Below are 15,212 nucleotides of genomic sequence, written 5' to 3' on the forward strand. Positions count from 1 at the left end.
CCGGTCAGGACAGAATCGACAGGACGGACGGCGATTCCGACTGGGGCTCCGCGTCGCCGTGAAAATTACTCAAAATCAAATACTTAGAGCAATCATCGACAACGAGAGCTGAAGTCGTTCGCCCTGACTCTCGGCTGAACTGGCATCTTTTAGCACGGCAAGGCGGGGGCGCCAGCGATTACCTTGCACTGCCTCATTTCGCATCCTTGCCGGCAACGGCCTGGCGATCGCGCGCGGCGGCGAGCTCGGCCTCGATCTTGGCGCGCTGCTCGGGCGAGATGACGGCCTGATCGCGATCGGGGGGCAGATCGTGCACCGGCAGGTAGGAGCCGGGTTCCTTGGGATGCGCCTGCGCGTCCGCCGGCGTCATATCCGCGAGCTGACTCGAACAACCGCCCAGCGCGAACGCCACGCTCAGCAGCGCGCCGCAGAGCAGCGACTTTTGCAGGTCCCTCAACGCCAACACTTGGGAAATCCCCTACTCGTCCCAATGCAAGCTGCCGCACACTAACCCGACAACCTGCCCAAGCTCAAACCATTGCTGCCCACAAATGGTACGAGCGAGAAAACATCCAAGGCCCACGGCCAAAAGGGTTGCACCGCGATTGTGACAAAACCAAGAAACTTTGTCGCAGTGCAGCACATCTTGGAGCGTGTTTAACGCCAAACATGCGAGCTTCGCGGTGACGAATACGGAATGAGTCGTTACTGTTCTGCCCATGAGTATGGCCACGACTGAAACGCCCAAACCCGAGACGAAGTTCGATGCGGAAGCCTTCGCGATGAATGTCGCGCGGGCGATGGAAAGCGGCGGCAAGGCGCTGGCCGCCTATCTCAAGCCGCGCGAGAGCGGCGAGGTGCAGGATCGGCCGCCGGCCGAGCTGGCCGAAGTGATCAAGGCCTTCACCTCGGTCGCCGAATACTGGCTGTCGGATACGTCCCGCTCGTCCGACCTGCAGACCAAGCTCGCCAAGGACTATCTCGACCTCTGGGGTTCGGCGGCACGCCGCATGGCCGGTCAGGATGCTCCCCCCGCGATCGCCCCCTCGCCGCGCGACAAGCGCTTTGCCGATCCGGAATGGAAGTCGAACCAGTTCTTCGATTTCGTGATGCAGCTCTATCTGCTCACGACCAAATGGGCGCAGGACCTGGTGCGCGACGCCGAGCTCGATCCGCACACCCGCCGCAAGGCCGAGTTCTACGTCCAGCAGGTCACAAACGCGCTGTCGCCATCCAATTTCGTGCTGACCAATCCGGAAGTGCTGCGCGAGACCGTGGCCAGCAACGGCGGCAACCTCGCGCGCGGGCTGACGATGCTGGCCGAGGACATCGCGGCCGGCAAGGGCATGCTGAAGATCCGCCAGTCCAACCCGGACAACCTCGTCGTCGGCGTCAACATGGCGACGACGCCGGGCAAGGTGATCTACCAGAACGAGATGATGCAGCTGATCCAGTATTCGCCGACCACGGAGACGGTGCTGCGCACCCCGCTCCTGATCGTGCCGCCCTGGATCAACAAGTTCTACATCCTCGATCTCAAGCCGGAGAAATCCTACATCAAGTGGTGCGTCGACCAGGGCATCACCGTGTTCGTGATCTCATGGGTCAATCCCGACAAGCGGCTCGGCAACAAGAGCTGGGAAGACTACATGAAGGAAGGCCCGCTCACGGCGATGGACGTGATCGAGAAGCTTACCGGCGAGATGAAGGTGCACACCGCGGGCTATTGCGTCGGCGGCACCATGCTCGCGACCACGCTGGCCTGGCTCGCCGAGAAGCGCCGCCAGCGCGTGTCGTCGGCGACGTTCTTCGCCGCGCAGGTGGACTTCACCCATGCCGGCGATCTTCTCGTGTTCGTCGACGAGGATCAGATCGCCGCGCTCGAGCAGGACATGAAGACGGCCGGCGTGCTCGAAGGCTCGAAGATGGCGATGGCCTTCAACATGCTGCGCTCCAACGACCTGATCTGGTCTTACGTCGTCAGCAACTATCTGAAGGGCCAGCAGCCGAGCGCGTTCGACCTGCTGCACTGGAATTCCGACGCCACGCGCATGACCGCGTCGAACCATTCCTATTATCTGCGCAACTGCTATCTGGAGAACCGGCTCTCCACCGGCACCATGGTGCTGGACAACACGCTGCTCGATCTCTCCAAGGTCAAGGTTCCCGTCTACAACCTCGCCACGCGCGAGGACCACATCGCGCCGGCGGAATCGGTGCTGTACGGCTCGCAGTTCTTCGGCGGCCCGGTGAAATATGTGCTCTCGGGCTCCGGCCACATCGCCGGCGTCGTCAACCCGCCCGCCTCGAACAAGTACCAGTACTGGACCAACGACAACGTCAAGGACGTCAACGTCGCGCAATGGATGAAGGGCGCGGTCGAGCACAAGGGCTCGTGGTGGCCGGACTGGCGCCAATGGCTGGGCGAGCTCGATCCGGAGCAGGTTCCGGCGCGCAGCGTCGGCAGCGACGCCCTGCCCCCCATCGAGGATGCACCCGGCAGCTATGTCAGGGTTCGCGCATAGCGGAATCGGCTGCGCTTTCGTATAGACTCTTCGCTCACCACAGCGACGACAGAGGGGACTGAACCATGACGCGCGAATTGTTCTGGCTGACACTGACGGTGATCCTGACCGGGATCCTCTGGGTCCCCTACGTCATCAACCGCTGTCAGGTTCGCGGCCTCGGCGGCGCCATGGCCAATCCCTCGCGCGGCGACAAGCCGCAATCCGAATGGGCCAACCGGCTGATGTTCGCGCATGACAACGCGGTCGAGAACCTCGTGATCTTCGCGCCGCTCGTGCTGATCCTGAACGCGATCGACTATTCGACGAAATGGACCGTGCTCGCCTGCGCCGTCTATTTCTGGTCCCGCGTCGCGCATCTCATCGTTTATGCGATCGGCATCCCCGTGTTCCGCACGCTGGCCTTCAGCGTCGGCTTCGCCGCCCAGGCCGTGCTGGCTCTGGCGATCTTCAAGGTGCTGTGAGCTTTCGGAAAGCCGTCGCAAGCCCCGGCGACCTGCGTTATTATCGCGCGGGTTGAGGCAACCGAAGCGAGGATCCCGATGCGGACCTTTCTTTCAGCCGTGGCAATGATCGCGCTCGCCGGATTTGGCGGCGAGGCGCAGGCCCAATGCCCCGAACTGGCCCGCCTGCGCGGCGAGGCCGTCGAGGCGACAAAGCCGATGAATCGCGGATTGATGCCGAACCGCTGCGACGCCTACATCCGCGCATCGCTCGCCTGGAGCTCCTTGCGCAGCTACGCGCAGGACCACCAGGAGACGTGCGGGATTTCCAGCCGCTCGCTCGGCGACATCGAAAAGTCTCAACGCGACGCGGTGATGGCGCGCAACAACGTCTGCGCCGGTCGCCCCGTTCGACCGTTTCCGGCTGACATCGTCTTGCAGTGAATGAAGTCCCGGTGCGGTGAGGCCCGGGCCCCGGCTTTGCAGCGCATCACTGAAGAAGTGCTGCGCTGCGTCGGGGCACGAGACTGCCCTACATCTCCGGCAGGCCCAGCATCAGCCGCATGTTCTGCACGGCGGCGCCGGATGCGCCCTTGCCGAGATTGTCGAGCCGGGCGACCAGCACCGCCTGGTGATATTTGTCGCTGGCGAACACGTAGAGCTCGAGCATGTTGGTTTCGTTGAGCGCCTCCGGCTCGATCCGGCCGCCTTTGCTCGCCTCGTTCTGCAGCGGCATCACCTTGACGTATTTCGAGCCGGCATAGCGCTTGGCGAGCGCGGCCTGAAGGTCCGCTCCACCGGGCTTGCCCGGCAGCGTGTCGAGCTGGAGTGGCACCGACACCAGCATGCCCTGCCGGTAATTGCCGACCGAGGGAACGAAGATCGGCCGCCGCGTCAGGTTCGAATAGAGCTGCATCTCCGGTAGATGCTTGTGCTCGAAGCCGAGGCCGTAGAGCTCGAAGGACGGCGCGCTGCCGTCTTCGAAGCTCGCGATCATCGACTTGCCGCCGCCGGAATAGCCGCTCACCGCGTTGACGGTGACGGGATAGTCTGAGGGCAACAGACCGGCATCCACGATCGGCCGCAGCAGCGCAATTGCGCCGGTCGGATAGCAGCCGGGATTGGAGACTTTCTTCGCCGCCTTGATCTTGCCGGCCTGGTCAGCCGTCAGCTCCGGAAAGCCATAGGCCCAATCGGGCGCGACCCGATAGGCGGTGGACGCATCCAGCACCTTCGGGCCCGAGGCGCCCATGCTGTCGACGAGCGCGACCGTCTCCTTGGCGGCATCGTCGGGCAGGCAGAGGATGACGAGGTCCACCTCCTCCATCAACGCCTTCTTGGCCGCGGGGTCCTTGCGCTTGTCGTCGGGAATCGTCTTCACGACGACGTCGTTCTGGAGCTTGAGCCGCTCGTTGATGCCGAGCCCGGTGGTGCCGGAGCCGCCGTCGACGAAAACGGTGGCCGGCTTCTTGGCCGCGCTGGTGGTCGGGGCTTTGGCGGTGTCCGTTAGGCTCATGATACGGTCCTTTCGAGCTTGTTCGTGTCGTGGCGGCTCGCCTTATGGAAACAGCGCGATCTGCTCCAGGCCCGCGGTTTCCGGCAATCCAAACATCAGGTTCATGTTCTGGATCGCCTGACCGGCCGAGCCCTTCACCAGATTGTCGAGCGTCGAAAGCACGATCGCCCGATCCTTGATGCGGTCGGCGACGACGCCTATCTGAACATAGTTGGAGCCGCGCACATTCTGCGTCTGCGGCAGCACGCCCTTTTTGGCGACATGCACGAACGGCTCGTTGGCGTATGCAGTCTGCAGCGCTTCCCGCAGATCGTCGGGCGTTGCACCGTTGAGCTTGACGTAGGAGGTGCAGAATTCGCCCCGCGCCATCGGGATCAGATGCGGCGTGAAATTCACCGTCACCGCGGCGCCCGCCGCGAGGCTGATTTCCTGCTCGATCTCGGGCGCGTGCCGGTGAGTGCCGACCGAATAGGGCGACAGCCCCTCGCCCGCTTCGCTGAATAGCGTGTTCTGCTTCAGCCCGCGGCCGGCGCCGGTGAGGCCTGATTTCGCGTCGATGACGATGTCGTTCACGTCGATCAACTTGGCCTTCGCCAGCGGTACCAGCGCCAGCAAGACCGCGGTCGGATAGCAACCGGGACAGGCGACCAGCCGGGCGGAAGTGATCTTCTCCCGGTAGAATTCGGTCAGCCCATAGACAGCCTCGCCTTGCAGCTCGAACGCCCGATGCTCATGGCCGTACCACTGCGCGTAGGTGTCCTTGTTGCGCAGCCGGAAATCCGCGGACATGTCGAGGATCTTGATCCTGGGATTGGCCTTGAGCACGGCCGCGATGATCTCCTGCGTGGTGCCGTGCGGCAGCCCGCAGAGCACCGCGTCGAGCTTGGTCCAGTCGACCTTTTCCCACTCCACGAGTTCTGGCAGGTCGAGCATGAAGAAGTGCGGAAACACCTCGCTCATGGCCTTGCCTGCATGGGTGTTGGCGGTGAGCGCCGAGATCTCGGCATTCGGATGCCGCGCCAGAAGGCGCACCGCGTCGGCTCCGGTGTAGCCGGACGCACCGAGAATGCCGATCTTCTTCCTGCTCATCACACGCCCCCTTCAGGCGTCATCGCTTGCTGCGCTTGTACCGTGTCTGTTGCGAAGGCCAACGGTCTCGCTTCGCGCATCAGGCCTGCGACCGTGCGCGAGTCCGCATCCGTTTGCGCGCCGAGCGCATTGGCGATCGCCGCATAGTCGGCTTCGGACTTGTGCTGGTTCAGCTTGAAGCTGCCCTCCACCTCCTCGACGGTCATGACCATGCCCACGATCCCCTTCTTCATCGCCTCGAGCCGTCCCGCCGTCATCTTGCCCGAGGTCCACGGCTTCTTCGGCAGCAGCCAATTCTCGAACTTGTCGCTGAGCGTATCGATCTGCACCGCCAGCTCGTCGTCCGACAACAGCCGCACCGGCCCGCTCAGATGCACCGACTGGTAGAGCCAGGTCGGAACCTGATCCGGCGAGACGTACCAGTCCGGCGACACATAGGCATCGGGGCCGTTGACCGCGAGCAGCCAGGACGCATCGCCGCCCGCCAGCTTTAGCAAGGGATTGTGACGGGCGACATGAAAGGCGGCCTGCGGCGTGCCGTCGGCGGCATAGGTCAGATAGAACGGCAGCGGGGATGCGACCGGCTTCTTGCCGTCGAAGGCACACATGGTGCCGAAGCCGCGCTCCTCGGCGAATTTCAGGCTCGCGGTGCGATCTTGCTTGAAATGGGGTGGCGTATACATCGTGGTCTCCTGCGGGGCCTCGTTGGGGGCCGCCGGATCAGATCGCGCTGACAGGAGAGAGAATGCCGCGGATCGGATCCAGCGGCAAAGACGATGATCTCAAACGCGATCGACCGCCCAAACCGCAAGACTGCGGCGGCGGCGACGGGCGAACAGAATGGTCGCGGCGTTGATCATGGCGCGGGGCTATAAGGCCGGATCGCGTTTTCGTCAAGGTAACCACTGTCATTCCGGGGCGATGCGCAGCATCGAACCCGGAATCTCGTGCCAAAACCTCCAGATTCCGGGTTCGCTCGCTTTGCAAGCGCCCCGGAATGACTGCAACTAGATCACCCGCCAGATCCATTCCATGATCTTGGCGAGCACGTCACCGAACAGCAGGAGCACGGCCGACCAGACCAGGGCGGAGATGAAATTGGCGGCCTGGAAGCTCCAGTAAGGCATCTCGAAGATCCCGGCCGCGAGCGGCACCGAGGCGCGCAAGGGGCCGAAGAAGCGACCGATGAAGATGCTGGGGATGCCCCAGCTGCGGACGAAGGCCTCGCCCCTCGGCAACAGTTCGGGATAGCGCGAGAGCGGCCACATCTGGGCCACCCGCTCCTTGTAGCGAAAACCGAACCAGTAGGAGACCCAGTCCCCCAGCGCCGCGCCAAGGCCGCCTGCGATCCAGACCGGATAGAAACTGATGCCGCTCACCCCGATCAGTGCGCCGATCGCGACCAGCGCGCCCCAGGCCGGGATGAGCAGCGAGATGAAGGCCAGCGACTCCCCGAAGGCGAGCAGGAACACGACGGGAGCCGCCCAGGCCTGGTGAGCGCGCACGAAATCGGCCAGGGCGTGCGCAAATTGCTCCATCAAAAATAGCCTTCCCGCCCCGTCTCAAGGTGCTGCTCGATGAAAAAGACTGGTAAGCCAAGGGCTTGTGTGACATCAAGTCACAAAACCCGACCCGGGCCGGACCGGGACGTCAAATTGCCGGGATTTGGTTGGCCTGCGGCGTAAAATCGCCGGGATTGGCTCCCAACCACGCGGCCCGGCCGGCCCTGCGATAACCTTTCCAAGTCAGAAGTGGCATAGTCGGCCTAACCGATTCGCCGCCTACGCGGCCCCGAAAGCACATCAAGACATATGTCCAAGCAATTGAAGCCCAAAGCAAAAGACGATTTTTTCGGCGGCGACGAGCCGAAGCCCCGCGCGGCCGCTAAAGCGGCGCCGCGCGGAACCGGCGGAGAAGCCGATTACACCGCAGCCGACATCGAGGTGCTCGAAGGCCTGGAGCCGGTGCGGCGCCGGCCGGGCATGTATATCGGCGGCACCGACGAGAAGGCGCTGCATCATTTGTTCGCCGAAGTCATCGACAACTCGATGGACGAGGCGCTGGCCGGACACGCGACCTTCATCGGCGTCGAGCTCGGTGCGGACGGGTTTTTGACCGTCACCGACAACGGCCGCGGCATTCCGATCGATCCGCATCCGAAGTTTCCGAAGAAGTCGGCGCTCGAAGTCATCATGTGCACGCTGCATTCGGGCGGCAAGTTCGACAGCAAGGTATACGAGACCTCGGGCGGTCTGCACGGCGTCGGCATCTCCGTGGTGAACGCCCTCTCCTCGCGGCTCGAAGTCGAAGTCGCACGCGGTCAGAAGCTGCATCGCATGACCTTCGAGCGTGGCCATCCCAAGGGCAAGCTCGAGGACCTCGGCAAGGTCAACAACCGCCGTGGCACGCGCGTGCGCTTCAAGCCCGACACCGACATCTTCGGCGCCAAGGCCGCGTTCAAGCCGCAGCGCCTGTTCAAGATGACGCGCTCGAAAGCCTATCTGTTCGGCGGCGTCGAGATCCGCTGGAACTGCGCACCCGAGCTGCTCAAGGGCGTCGAGGATGTGCCGGCGGAAGCGACCTTCCACTTCCCCGGCGGCCTCAAGGATTACCTGGCGGCGGCGATCCACGCCGACACGCTGGTGCATCCCGACATCTTCTCCGGCAAGTCCGGCCGCAACGGCGCGCATGGCGCCTGCGAATGGGCGGTGGCCTGGACAGCGGATGCCGACGGCTTCCTGTCCTCCTACACCAACACCGTGCCGACGCCCGACGGCGGCACACATGAATCCGGCCTGCGCAGCGCGCTGCTGCGCGGCTTGAAGGACCACGCCGAGCGCGTCGGCCAGGGCAAGCGCGCCTCGTCCATCACCTCGGAAGACGTGATGGTGGGGGCGGCCGTGATGCTCTCCGTGTTCGTGCGCGAGCCTGAATTCCAGGGCCAGACCAAGGACCGTCTCGCCACCGCCGAAGCGCAGCGCATCGTCGAGCAGGCGATGAAGGATCCGTTCGATCACTGGCTGTCGGGCAATCCGAACATGGCCAACAAGCTGCTCGACTTCGTGATCGACCGCGCCGAGGAGCGGCTGCGGCGACGGCAGGAGAAAGAGACCGCGCGCAAGACGGCAGGCAAGAAGCTGCGCCTGCCCGGCAAGCTCGCCGACTGCACCGATGCCGGCACCGAGGGCTCTGAGCTCTTCATCGTCGAGGGTGACTCGGCAGGTGGCAGCGCCAAGCAGGCGCGCGACCGCAAGACCCAGGCTGTGCTGCCCTTGCGCGGAAAAATCCTCAACGTCGCTTCCGCCGGCAAGGACAAGCTGACGGCGAACGCGCAGCTCTCCGACCTCGTGCAGGCGATCGGCTGCGGCCAGCTTCTGCAGTATCGCGAAGAGGATCTGCGCTACCAGCGCATCATCATCATGACCGACGCCGACGTCGACGGCGCGCACATCGCTTCGCTGCTGATCACCTTCTTCTACCGGCAGATGCGGCAGTTGATCGACGAGGGCCATCTCTTTCTCGCGGTGCCGCCGCTCTACAAGCTGACCCACGGGCAGAAATCGGTCTACGCGCGCGACGACAAGCACAAGGAAGCGCTGCTCAAGAGCGAGTTCAACGCCAACGCCAAGGTCGAGGTGAACCGCTTCAAAGGCCTCGGCGAGATGATGCCGGCGCAGCTCAAGGAAACCACCATGGATCCGCGCAAGCGGACGCTGCTCAAGGTGGTGCTGCTTCCCGACGACCGCGACACCACGGCCGATTCCGTGGAGCGCCTGATGGGCACCAAGGCCGAGGCGCGCTTCGCCTTCATCTCCGACAAGGCCGAGTTCGCCAGCGAGGAATTGCTGGACGTCTGAGACCACGTTCTGACGCGTCACGCCAAGGCCCCGGTCGTTCGCCGGGGCCTTTTTCGTCTGCTGGGGCTTCAGCCCGGGAGATTCTCGCGTCCCGACTCAGGCGCGCGGGACCGAGTCGGCCAACGACTCAGGGCGCCAGGGCTGAGGCAGGACTGCCTCGGTTTCGGACAAAGCCGAATTTGCTAACGAGAAGTTACCCAAAATCGTAGGGCCGAAATATCATCTAATATCTTGATTTTACATGTGAATTTCGATTCTTGGAGCAGCCGTTCCAAATCCGCCCGGCGCCGCGTTTTCCGGCGACTGTGCCTGCCCTGCAACAGCATTTCGGATGGAAACGTCTATAGTCCGGGACATCAGATGAAACGAACTTCAGTGCGCTCGCGCCTGTTACGACAGACCAAGGTTGGGGATTTAGACATGAAAAAGGTTTTGCTCGCTCTGACCGCGGTTGCCGCGATGACCGGTTCGGCCTCGGCGGCCGATCTGGCTGCCCGTCCCTACGTGAAGGCCCCGATGGCGGCGCCCGTCGCGAACTGGACCGGCTTCTACGTCTTCGGCGGCGGCGGCGGCGGTCTCTCGAATGCTGACCAGCACGTCCAGACCACCGTCGGCGCAGTTCCGCTGACGATCGACCAGCGCCAGGGTGGCTCGGGTTGGTTCGGCACGGTCGGCGCTGGTTACGACTGGCAGTTCAGCGGCACCTGGGTCGCCGGCGTGTTCGCTGACGGTCAGTTCGGCAGCATCCGCGCCACCATCCAGGATCCGACCATCGGCATCACCGGCAACCAGAAGCTTGAAACCTCCTGGGCCGCGGGCGTTCGCCTCGGCTGGCTGGTCGCTCCGAACGTTCTCTCCTACGTCAACGGCGGTTACACCGGCGCTCACTTCGGTCAGACCAACTTCACGACCCTCGGCGGCACCCCCGCCGGCGTTCACCTGAACAGCTACAACCGTAACGGCTGGTTCGTCGGTGGCGGTGTCGAGAACAGCCTGAACATCTTCGGCGTCTCCTCGCCCGGCTGGTTCATGAAGACCGAGTATCGTTCGGCTTTCTACAACGCCAAGACCTCGGACGAGCTGTTCGACGGTACCAACGCGCTGGTCGGCAACTCCATCCGCGCCAACAGCTGGAACCAGACGATCTCGACCTCGCTGGTCTACCGCTTCAACTGGACCGGTCCGGTCGTCGCGAAGTACTGATCTGATCTCACGATCAAACGTCAAAGCCCCGGCATCGCCGGGGCTTTTTCGTTATGGGCCCTTTCGTTATGGGCCTGTCGATGCGGGCCGCGGAATGTCACGCGCTGCACGCCTCGACGCGGCGGCGCTTTGCGCCGTCGCCCAACTGCATCCCTGATCGCTTCTGCTTCGCCACTTGTCTTGGGACGAGGCCTTCTCCCCGCTCGCGGCTGGCGGCTGGCGCCGCCATTGTATCCAGGCCGAAGCTACGGCTAGTGTGCGCTCCAAGCTTTCGCGCCGGCGGTGATCCTTCATCGCCGCATCGTGACGGAAGCGGGCCGATGGGGAGGAACGCATGCGCAGATTTCTGCTTGTAGCAGGCCTGTTTGCCCTCGCCGTCGGACTGCTCTGGATCGGACAAGGCACGGGCACCATTGCCTGGCCGCGGTCGAGCTTCATGGTCAACCAGTTGCAATGGGCCGGCTATGGCGCTGCCATGGCCGGCTTCGGACTGGTCCTGATCTGGCAAAGCAACCAATAGAAGAAACGGGAAAGAAGAAGCATGACATCCAACCGGTTCGATCTCCGCGGCAAGGTCGCGATCGTCACAGGAGGCAATGGCGGCATCGGGCTCGGCCTGGCGCACGGACTTGCCGACGCCGGCGCCGACATCGCCGTGGTCGGTCGCAACGAGGCGAAGTCCAAGGCTGCCGTCGACGATCTCAGGGCGCGCGGCGTGAAGGCGATCTCCGTCACCACCGACGTCACCGACAAGGCGGCGATCGCCGCGATGGTGGACCGCGTGGTGGGCGATCTCGGCCGCATCGACATCCTCATCAACAATGCCGGCATGAGCATCCGCAAGCCACCGCACGAGCTCGAGCTCGACGAGTGGAACACGGTGATCCAGACCAATCTCACCAGCGCCTTTCTGTGCTCGAAGCTCGCCTATCCCGCGCTGAAGGCGTCCGAGAACGGCAAGGTGATCAACATCGGCTCGATGATGTCGATCTTTGGGGCAAGCTTCGCCACCGCCTATGCGGCGAGCAAAGGCGGCATCGTGCAGTACACGCGTGCTTGCGCAAATGCCTGGGCGCCCGACAACATCCAGGTCAACGCGATTCTGCCGGGCTGGATCGACACCGACCTCACCCGCGGCGCTCGCAAGCAGGTCTCCGGCCTGCACGAGCGCGTGCTGGCACGTACGCCGGCGGGACGCTGGGGCGACATCGACGACTTCGCCGGCATCGCCGTGTTCCTCGCCTCACCCGCCTCGAACTTCGTCACGGGTACCGCGATCCCCGTCGACGGCGGCTTCTCGGTGATGGCGTAAGACGTCCGCCCATGAAGAAGCCCCGGCGTGACAGCCGGGGCTTTTTCTATTCTTCCTGGCGATCAGTATTTCGCCATCACGGGGCCGCCGAACTTGTAACTGACGCCGACTGTCACTGTCTGATACTGGCTGGCGACACTGTAGGGAATGTTGCCGTTGGGCGTTACGAGCGGAGCGCCGCCGCGGGCGTAGCGCTCGAAATCGTAATAGCGATACTCGACCTTGCCGAGCCAATTCGGAGCAAACGCGTATTCCACGCCCGCGCCCGCCGTCCACCCGCTGGTGTTCGACGAGAAGGCATCAATGCCGACTCCAAGATTGGTGTTCACGTGGCGCTGCTCGCCATAGGCCCAGCCGCCCGTTGCAAAGAACAGCCATTTATTGAACGCAACGCCGGCACGGCCGCGAATGGTGCCGACCCAGCGCAGCGTGGTCTCGTCCCTCGTGCCGCCTATGAAATTGTCGTCGCCCTTGATGTCCGCCCAGGCCAGATCGCCTTCGACGCCGAGCACGAAATTCCTGATCTGCCAGTTGTAGCCGGCGAGGCCGCCGGCGATCGGACCGCCCGAGCTGTAGCTGTTTGCAAAGCCGGCATCGTTGAGGCGATCGTGATTGCCCCAGCCGTATCCGCCAAACCCGCCGATGTAGAAGCCGGTCCAATTGTACATCGCCACAGGCGGCGCGATTGGCGCGGCCTTGACGGCCATGTCGGCAGCCGAAGCGATGCCGGGCACGGCGACCAGAAGAGACATCATTCCTGCGAACGCCAAAGCCTTTTTCATCGGTATTGCTCCAGAAAAAGTTGCAAGACAGCGAAATGGTCTACGAGCGAATTTATACGCCTCGCGGCTCGTGCCGTGACGCCGAATCCGCCGTGCTCCCCGGTTCCCGCGCGCTATTCGGGAGAAAGTGGCATTTGGACAACGCAAAGGTCTGCGGGATTGACCTTCTTCAGCGCAAAAAAAGAAGCCCCGGACAAGTCCGGGGCTTTTGAATTTAGGCAGTGCTTTTCTTGATCGTTGGTCGCGTTGCGTCGTCGACTTGCTCAGTAACGGATGACCGGTGCGTCGAACTTGTAGCTCGCGCGCACAACGGCCCACTGGATGTCGCGCGGCTTGGCATCGAAGGTATAGTTACCCGAGGTGCCGCCGAGCTGATAGGTCTGGCTGCCGAAGGCCGCGTAGTTGTATTCGAGGCCGACGATCCAGTTGCGGGTGATGCCGTATTCCCAGCCGGCGCCGACGGTCCAGCCGTTGGCCCAGTGAGTCTGTCCGCCCGAGCCTGTGGCCGGGCCGACCGTGTCGGTCACCGAAAGACGATTGTTCACGCCGGCGTAGCCGCCCTTGACGTAGAAGAGGTTGTTCTGAACGGCGAAGCCGGCGCGGCCGACCACCGTCGCGAGCACGTTGGCGCGCCAGGAGAACACGTCGTCGCCGGCACCGAACGCGGTGTTCGTGAACGAGCCCTTGTTGTCGAGGCCGGAGATCGTGCCTTCCATGCCGAACACGTAGTTGTTGGCCTGCCAGTTATAACCGATCTGGGCGCCGCCCATGATGCCCGATCCGCGCTGACGATAGCCCTGCCCCGGGACGAGATCGCCGAACGCAGCACCAGTTCCGTTGTTGATGAACTGCTCGTTGGTCCATGCGCCACCGATGTGGCCGCCGACATAGAAGCCGGTCCAGTTGAACAGCGGCTCGACATAAGCCGGCGCCTTGGTGTAGCGCGCGCCGAGATCGGCAGCGGACGCCACACCCGTCGAAACCAGAGCGGTCGTGCAGGCGAAGGCGGCAATCAATTTGTTACGCATGGTACACCCCGTGTCCTTTGATGGATGCACGGTCACAGACGGGCGTTACTAAAATTGGAATCAACAGAGTTAACGCGCCGCGTCGGCCTTCGCCGACATGCAAATGCGTCGGCGCTGTTGCAGACTCGCAACGCCGGACGCGCGATTTAACGCGGCATTATCCCTACCGAATTGCGACGCTACGATCCCGCAGCCGCCTTCGACTGTACATGCTCGGGCCGCACGCCGAGCCCGAGCAGGCGCGCGGGAATACGCTGTAGCCATGGCAGCGCCGTGATGAGGCGCACGATCAGCGGCACCTTCAAAGGACGGTCGCCGCTCCCAAGGGCACCGCTGACGATGTTGTTCTGCACGACCATTTGCATGCGCTGCGTCATCTTCACCGGAAACTCGCGGCGACGGCGCACGGCATCAAGCTCGTCCTCGGACGGGCAGCCGCGCTGCAGTCTGTCCGCCAGCAGATTGGCCGTCGCGACCGCGTCCTGCACGGCGAGATTCACGCCGACGCCCCCGACCGGCGACATCGCATGCGCGGCATCGCCGATGCACAAAAGGCCCGGCCGCGTCCAGCGCGTCAGGCGGTTGATCGCAACGGTCAGCAGCTTGACGTCGTCGAAGCTCTTCACGTCGACGATGCCTGCCTTAAGGACCGGCGCCATGCGCACGACGTCGTCGAGCAGAGCCTGCAGCCCCCTCGCCTTCACCGCCTCGTGCTGTCCCTTGGCGATGACATAGGCGCATTGCCAATAGTCGCCGCGATCGAAGGTGATCATCATCTTGCCGGGCTCGACGCGCGCGAACAAATTCTCCGTCTCGTCGGCCTTGCGGCCGACGCGAAACCACAGCACGTCCATGGGCGCGCCGATCTCCTCGACCGCAAGGCCTGCGCGCTCGCGCACCGTCGAATGCCGGCCGTCGCAGGCGATGGTGAGATCGGCTTCGATGTCGACAACGCCATCCGGCGTCCTTGCCCGCACGCCGGCGATGGTCTCGCCGCGGCGGATCAGGTCGACCGCCTCGGTGCTCATCATCACCTCGAGCGAGGCAAAGCGCCGGCCGGCCTCGCGCAGAAAATTCAGGAAATCCCATTGCGGCATGAAGGCGATGAAAGGGTATTTGGTGTGGAGCCGGGAAAGATCGGCAATACGCACCGGCGTACCGCCGAACAGGCCGTCCATCTTCTGCAGGCGTTGATGCGGAAGCTTCAGGAAGCCGTCGATCAGGCCGAGCTCGTCCATCACCTGCAGCGTCGAGGGATGCACGGTGTCGCCGCGGAAATCGCGAAAGAAATCCGCGTGCTTCTCCAGCACCACGACTTCGATGCCGGCACGGCCCAGGAGATAGCCGAGCATCATGCCGGCAGGCCCTCCGCCGACGATGCAGCAACGGACCTTTTTGGTCCGGCTCGATGGTTGGTCGGATGTCATTGCAGCTGCGATCCGCGCGTAATGCTCAAA

General features: G+C 63.6%; 15 protein-coding genes. 7 read left to right on the top strand and 8 right to left on the bottom strand.

Annotated features, from left to right (window positions below):
* Positions 1-193: 193 nt before the first annotated feature.
* A complete protein-coding gene (locus QRQ56_RS07565; protein WP_438738826.1) occupies positions 194-466 on the bottom strand; it encodes a hypothetical protein in 273 nt (90 codons plus the stop codon).
* Between the two features lie 253 nt (positions 467-719).
* Here QRQ56_RS07565 and QRQ56_RS07570 point away from each other — a divergent pair, with 253 nt between their 5' ends.
* The 3 genes from QRQ56_RS07570 to QRQ56_RS07580 all read left to right on the top strand — a co-directional run bounded on the left by QRQ56_RS07570 (position 720) and on the right by QRQ56_RS07580 (position 3,412).
* The gene (locus tag QRQ56_RS07570) at positions 720-2,525 is read left to right on the top strand and encodes a PHA/PHB synthase family protein (RefSeq protein ID WP_438738827.1); all 1,806 of its coding nucleotides are present in this window, start codon (positions 720-722) and stop codon (positions 2,523-2,525) included.
* Between the two features lie 65 nt (positions 2,526-2,590).
* Complete coding sequence (locus tag QRQ56_RS07575; protein WP_438738828.1) at positions 2,591-2,989, top strand: MAPEG family protein; 399 nt, start codon at positions 2,591-2,593, stop codon at positions 2,987-2,989.
* A gap of 105 nt (positions 2,990-3,094) precedes the next feature.
* Positions 3,095-3,412, top strand: coding sequence for a hypothetical protein (locus QRQ56_RS07580; protein ID WP_438738829.1), 318 nt, complete (start codon positions 3,095-3,097; stop codon positions 3,410-3,412).
* An 88-nt stretch (positions 3,413-3,500) separates the two neighbouring features.
* On the opposite strand, the gene argC (QRQ56_RS07585) is transcribed toward QRQ56_RS07580, so the two are convergent.
* The 4 genes from argC (QRQ56_RS07585) to QRQ56_RS07600 all read right to left on the bottom strand — a co-directional run bounded on the left by argC (QRQ56_RS07585) (position 3,501) and on the right by QRQ56_RS07600 (position 7,111).
* On the bottom strand, positions 3,501-4,484 hold the full coding sequence (gene argC, locus QRQ56_RS07585; RefSeq protein WP_438738830.1) for an N-acetyl-gamma-glutamyl-phosphate reductase: 984 nt from the start codon (positions 4,482-4,484) through the stop codon (positions 3,501-3,503).
* A 42-nt stretch (positions 4,485-4,526) separates the two neighbouring features.
* On the bottom strand, positions 4,527-5,573 hold the full coding sequence (gene argC / locus QRQ56_RS07590) for an N-acetyl-gamma-glutamyl-phosphate reductase (RefSeq protein ID WP_438738831.1): 1,047 nt from the start codon (positions 5,571-5,573) through the stop codon (positions 4,527-4,529).
* Positions 5,573-6,256 (bottom strand): FMN-binding negative transcriptional regulator, encoded by a 684-nt coding sequence (locus QRQ56_RS07595; RefSeq protein ID WP_438738832.1) that lies wholly within the window; start codon positions 6,254-6,256, stop codon positions 5,573-5,575. Before QRQ56_RS07595 ends, argC (QRQ56_RS07590) begins: the two co-directional genes overlap by 1 nt.
* A 324-nt stretch (positions 6,257-6,580) precedes the next feature.
* A complete protein-coding gene (locus QRQ56_RS07600) occupies positions 6,581-7,111 on the bottom strand; it encodes a DedA family protein (RefSeq protein ID WP_438738834.1) in 531 nt (176 codons plus the stop codon).
* 273 nt (positions 7,112-7,384) lie between these two features.
* On the opposite strand from QRQ56_RS07600, the gene parE reads away from it, so the two are divergent.
* The 4 genes from parE (at position 7,385) to QRQ56_RS07620 (ending at position 11,945) form a co-directional block, all read left to right on the top strand.
* Complete coding sequence (gene parE / locus QRQ56_RS07605; protein WP_438738836.1) at positions 7,385-9,430, top strand: DNA topoisomerase IV subunit B; 2,046 nt, start codon at positions 7,385-7,387, stop codon at positions 9,428-9,430.
* Between the two features lie 420 nt (positions 9,431-9,850).
* Positions 9,851-10,633, top strand: a complete 783-nt coding sequence (locus QRQ56_RS07610; RefSeq protein ID WP_438738839.1) for an outer membrane protein — start codon at positions 9,851-9,853, stop codon at positions 10,631-10,633.
* Between the two features lie 334 nt (positions 10,634-10,967).
* On the top strand, positions 10,968-11,153 hold the full coding sequence (locus tag QRQ56_RS07615; protein ID WP_063194318.1) for a hypothetical protein: 186 nt from the start codon (positions 10,968-10,970) through the stop codon (positions 11,151-11,153).
* A 21-nt stretch (positions 11,154-11,174) separates the two neighbouring features.
* A complete protein-coding gene (locus tag QRQ56_RS07620) occupies positions 11,175-11,945 on the top strand; it encodes an SDR family NAD(P)-dependent oxidoreductase (protein WP_438738842.1) in 771 nt (256 codons plus the stop codon).
* A 62-nt stretch (positions 11,946-12,007) separates the two neighbouring features.
* On the opposite strand, the gene QRQ56_RS07625 is transcribed toward QRQ56_RS07620, so the two are convergent.
* From QRQ56_RS07625 to QRQ56_RS07635, 3 genes are all read right to left on the bottom strand, one after another.
* Entirely contained in the window at positions 12,008-12,727 is a 720-nt protein-coding gene (locus tag QRQ56_RS07625) for an outer membrane protein (RefSeq protein ID WP_438738844.1), read from the bottom strand.
* Positions 12,728-12,990: 263 nt separating this feature from the next.
* Positions 12,991-13,755 (bottom strand): outer membrane protein, encoded by a 765-nt coding sequence (locus QRQ56_RS07630; RefSeq protein ID WP_438738846.1) that lies wholly within the window; start codon positions 13,753-13,755, stop codon positions 12,991-12,993.
* Positions 13,756-13,934: 179 nt separating this feature from the next.
* Positions 13,935-15,182 carry an FAD-dependent oxidoreductase gene (locus tag QRQ56_RS07635; protein ID WP_438738848.1) on the bottom strand — a complete coding sequence of 416 codons (1,248 nt, stop codon included), beginning with the start codon at positions 15,180-15,182 and terminating at the stop codon, positions 13,935-13,937.
* Between the last annotated feature and the right edge of the window lie 30 nt (positions 15,183-15,212).

This window comes from Bradyrhizobium sp. U531 (assembly GCF_051710265.1).
Taxonomy (GTDB): Bacteria; Pseudomonadota; Alphaproteobacteria; order Rhizobiales; family Xanthobacteraceae; genus Bradyrhizobium.

Bases quoted from the DNA above. Each gene is read 5' to 3' on its own strand.
- QRQ56_RS07570 (WP_438738827.1), top strand. From the start codon at position 720: ATGAGTATGGCCACGACTGAAACGCCCAAACCCGAGACGAAGTTCGAT.
- QRQ56_RS07575 (WP_438738828.1), top strand. From the start codon at position 2,591: ATGACGCGCGAATTGTTCTGGCTGACACTGACGGTGATCCTGACCGGG.
- QRQ56_RS07580 (WP_438738829.1), top strand. From the start codon at position 3,095: ATGATCGCGCTCGCCGGATTTGGCGGCGAGGCGCAGGCCCAATGCCCC.
- argC (WP_438738830.1), bottom strand. From the start codon at position 4,484: ATGAGCCTAACGGACACCGCCAAAGCCCCGACCACCAGCGCGGCCAAG.
- argC (WP_438738831.1), bottom strand. From the start codon at position 5,573: ATGAGCAGGAAGAAGATCGGCATTCTCGGTGCGTCCGGCTACACCGGA.
- QRQ56_RS07595 (WP_438738832.1), bottom strand. From the start codon at position 6,256: ATGTATACGCCACCCCATTTCAAGCAAGATCGCACCGCGAGCCTGAAA.
- QRQ56_RS07600 (WP_438738834.1), bottom strand. From the start codon at position 7,111: ATGGAGCAATTTGCGCACGCCCTGGCCGATTTCGTGCGCGCTCACCAG.
- parE (WP_438738836.1), top strand. From the start codon at position 7,385: ATGTCCAAGCAATTGAAGCCCAAAGCAAAAGACGATTTTTTCGGCGGC.
- QRQ56_RS07610 (WP_438738839.1), top strand. From the start codon at position 9,851: ATGAAAAAGGTTTTGCTCGCTCTGACCGCGGTTGCCGCGATGACCGGT.
- QRQ56_RS07615 (WP_063194318.1), top strand. From the start codon at position 10,968: ATGCGCAGATTTCTGCTTGTAGCAGGCCTGTTTGCCCTCGCCGTCGGA.
- QRQ56_RS07620 (WP_438738842.1), top strand. From the start codon at position 11,175: ATGACATCCAACCGGTTCGATCTCCGCGGCAAGGTCGCGATCGTCACA.
- QRQ56_RS07625 (WP_438738844.1), bottom strand. From the start codon at position 12,727: ATGAAAAAGGCTTTGGCGTTCGCAGGAATGATGTCTCTTCTGGTCGCC.
- QRQ56_RS07630 (WP_438738846.1), bottom strand. From the start codon at position 13,755: ATGCGTAACAAATTGATTGCCGCCTTCGCCTGCACGACCGCTCTGGTT.
- QRQ56_RS07635 (WP_438738848.1), bottom strand. From the start codon at position 15,182: ATGACATCCGACCAACCATCGAGCCGGACCAAAAAGGTCCGTTGCTGC.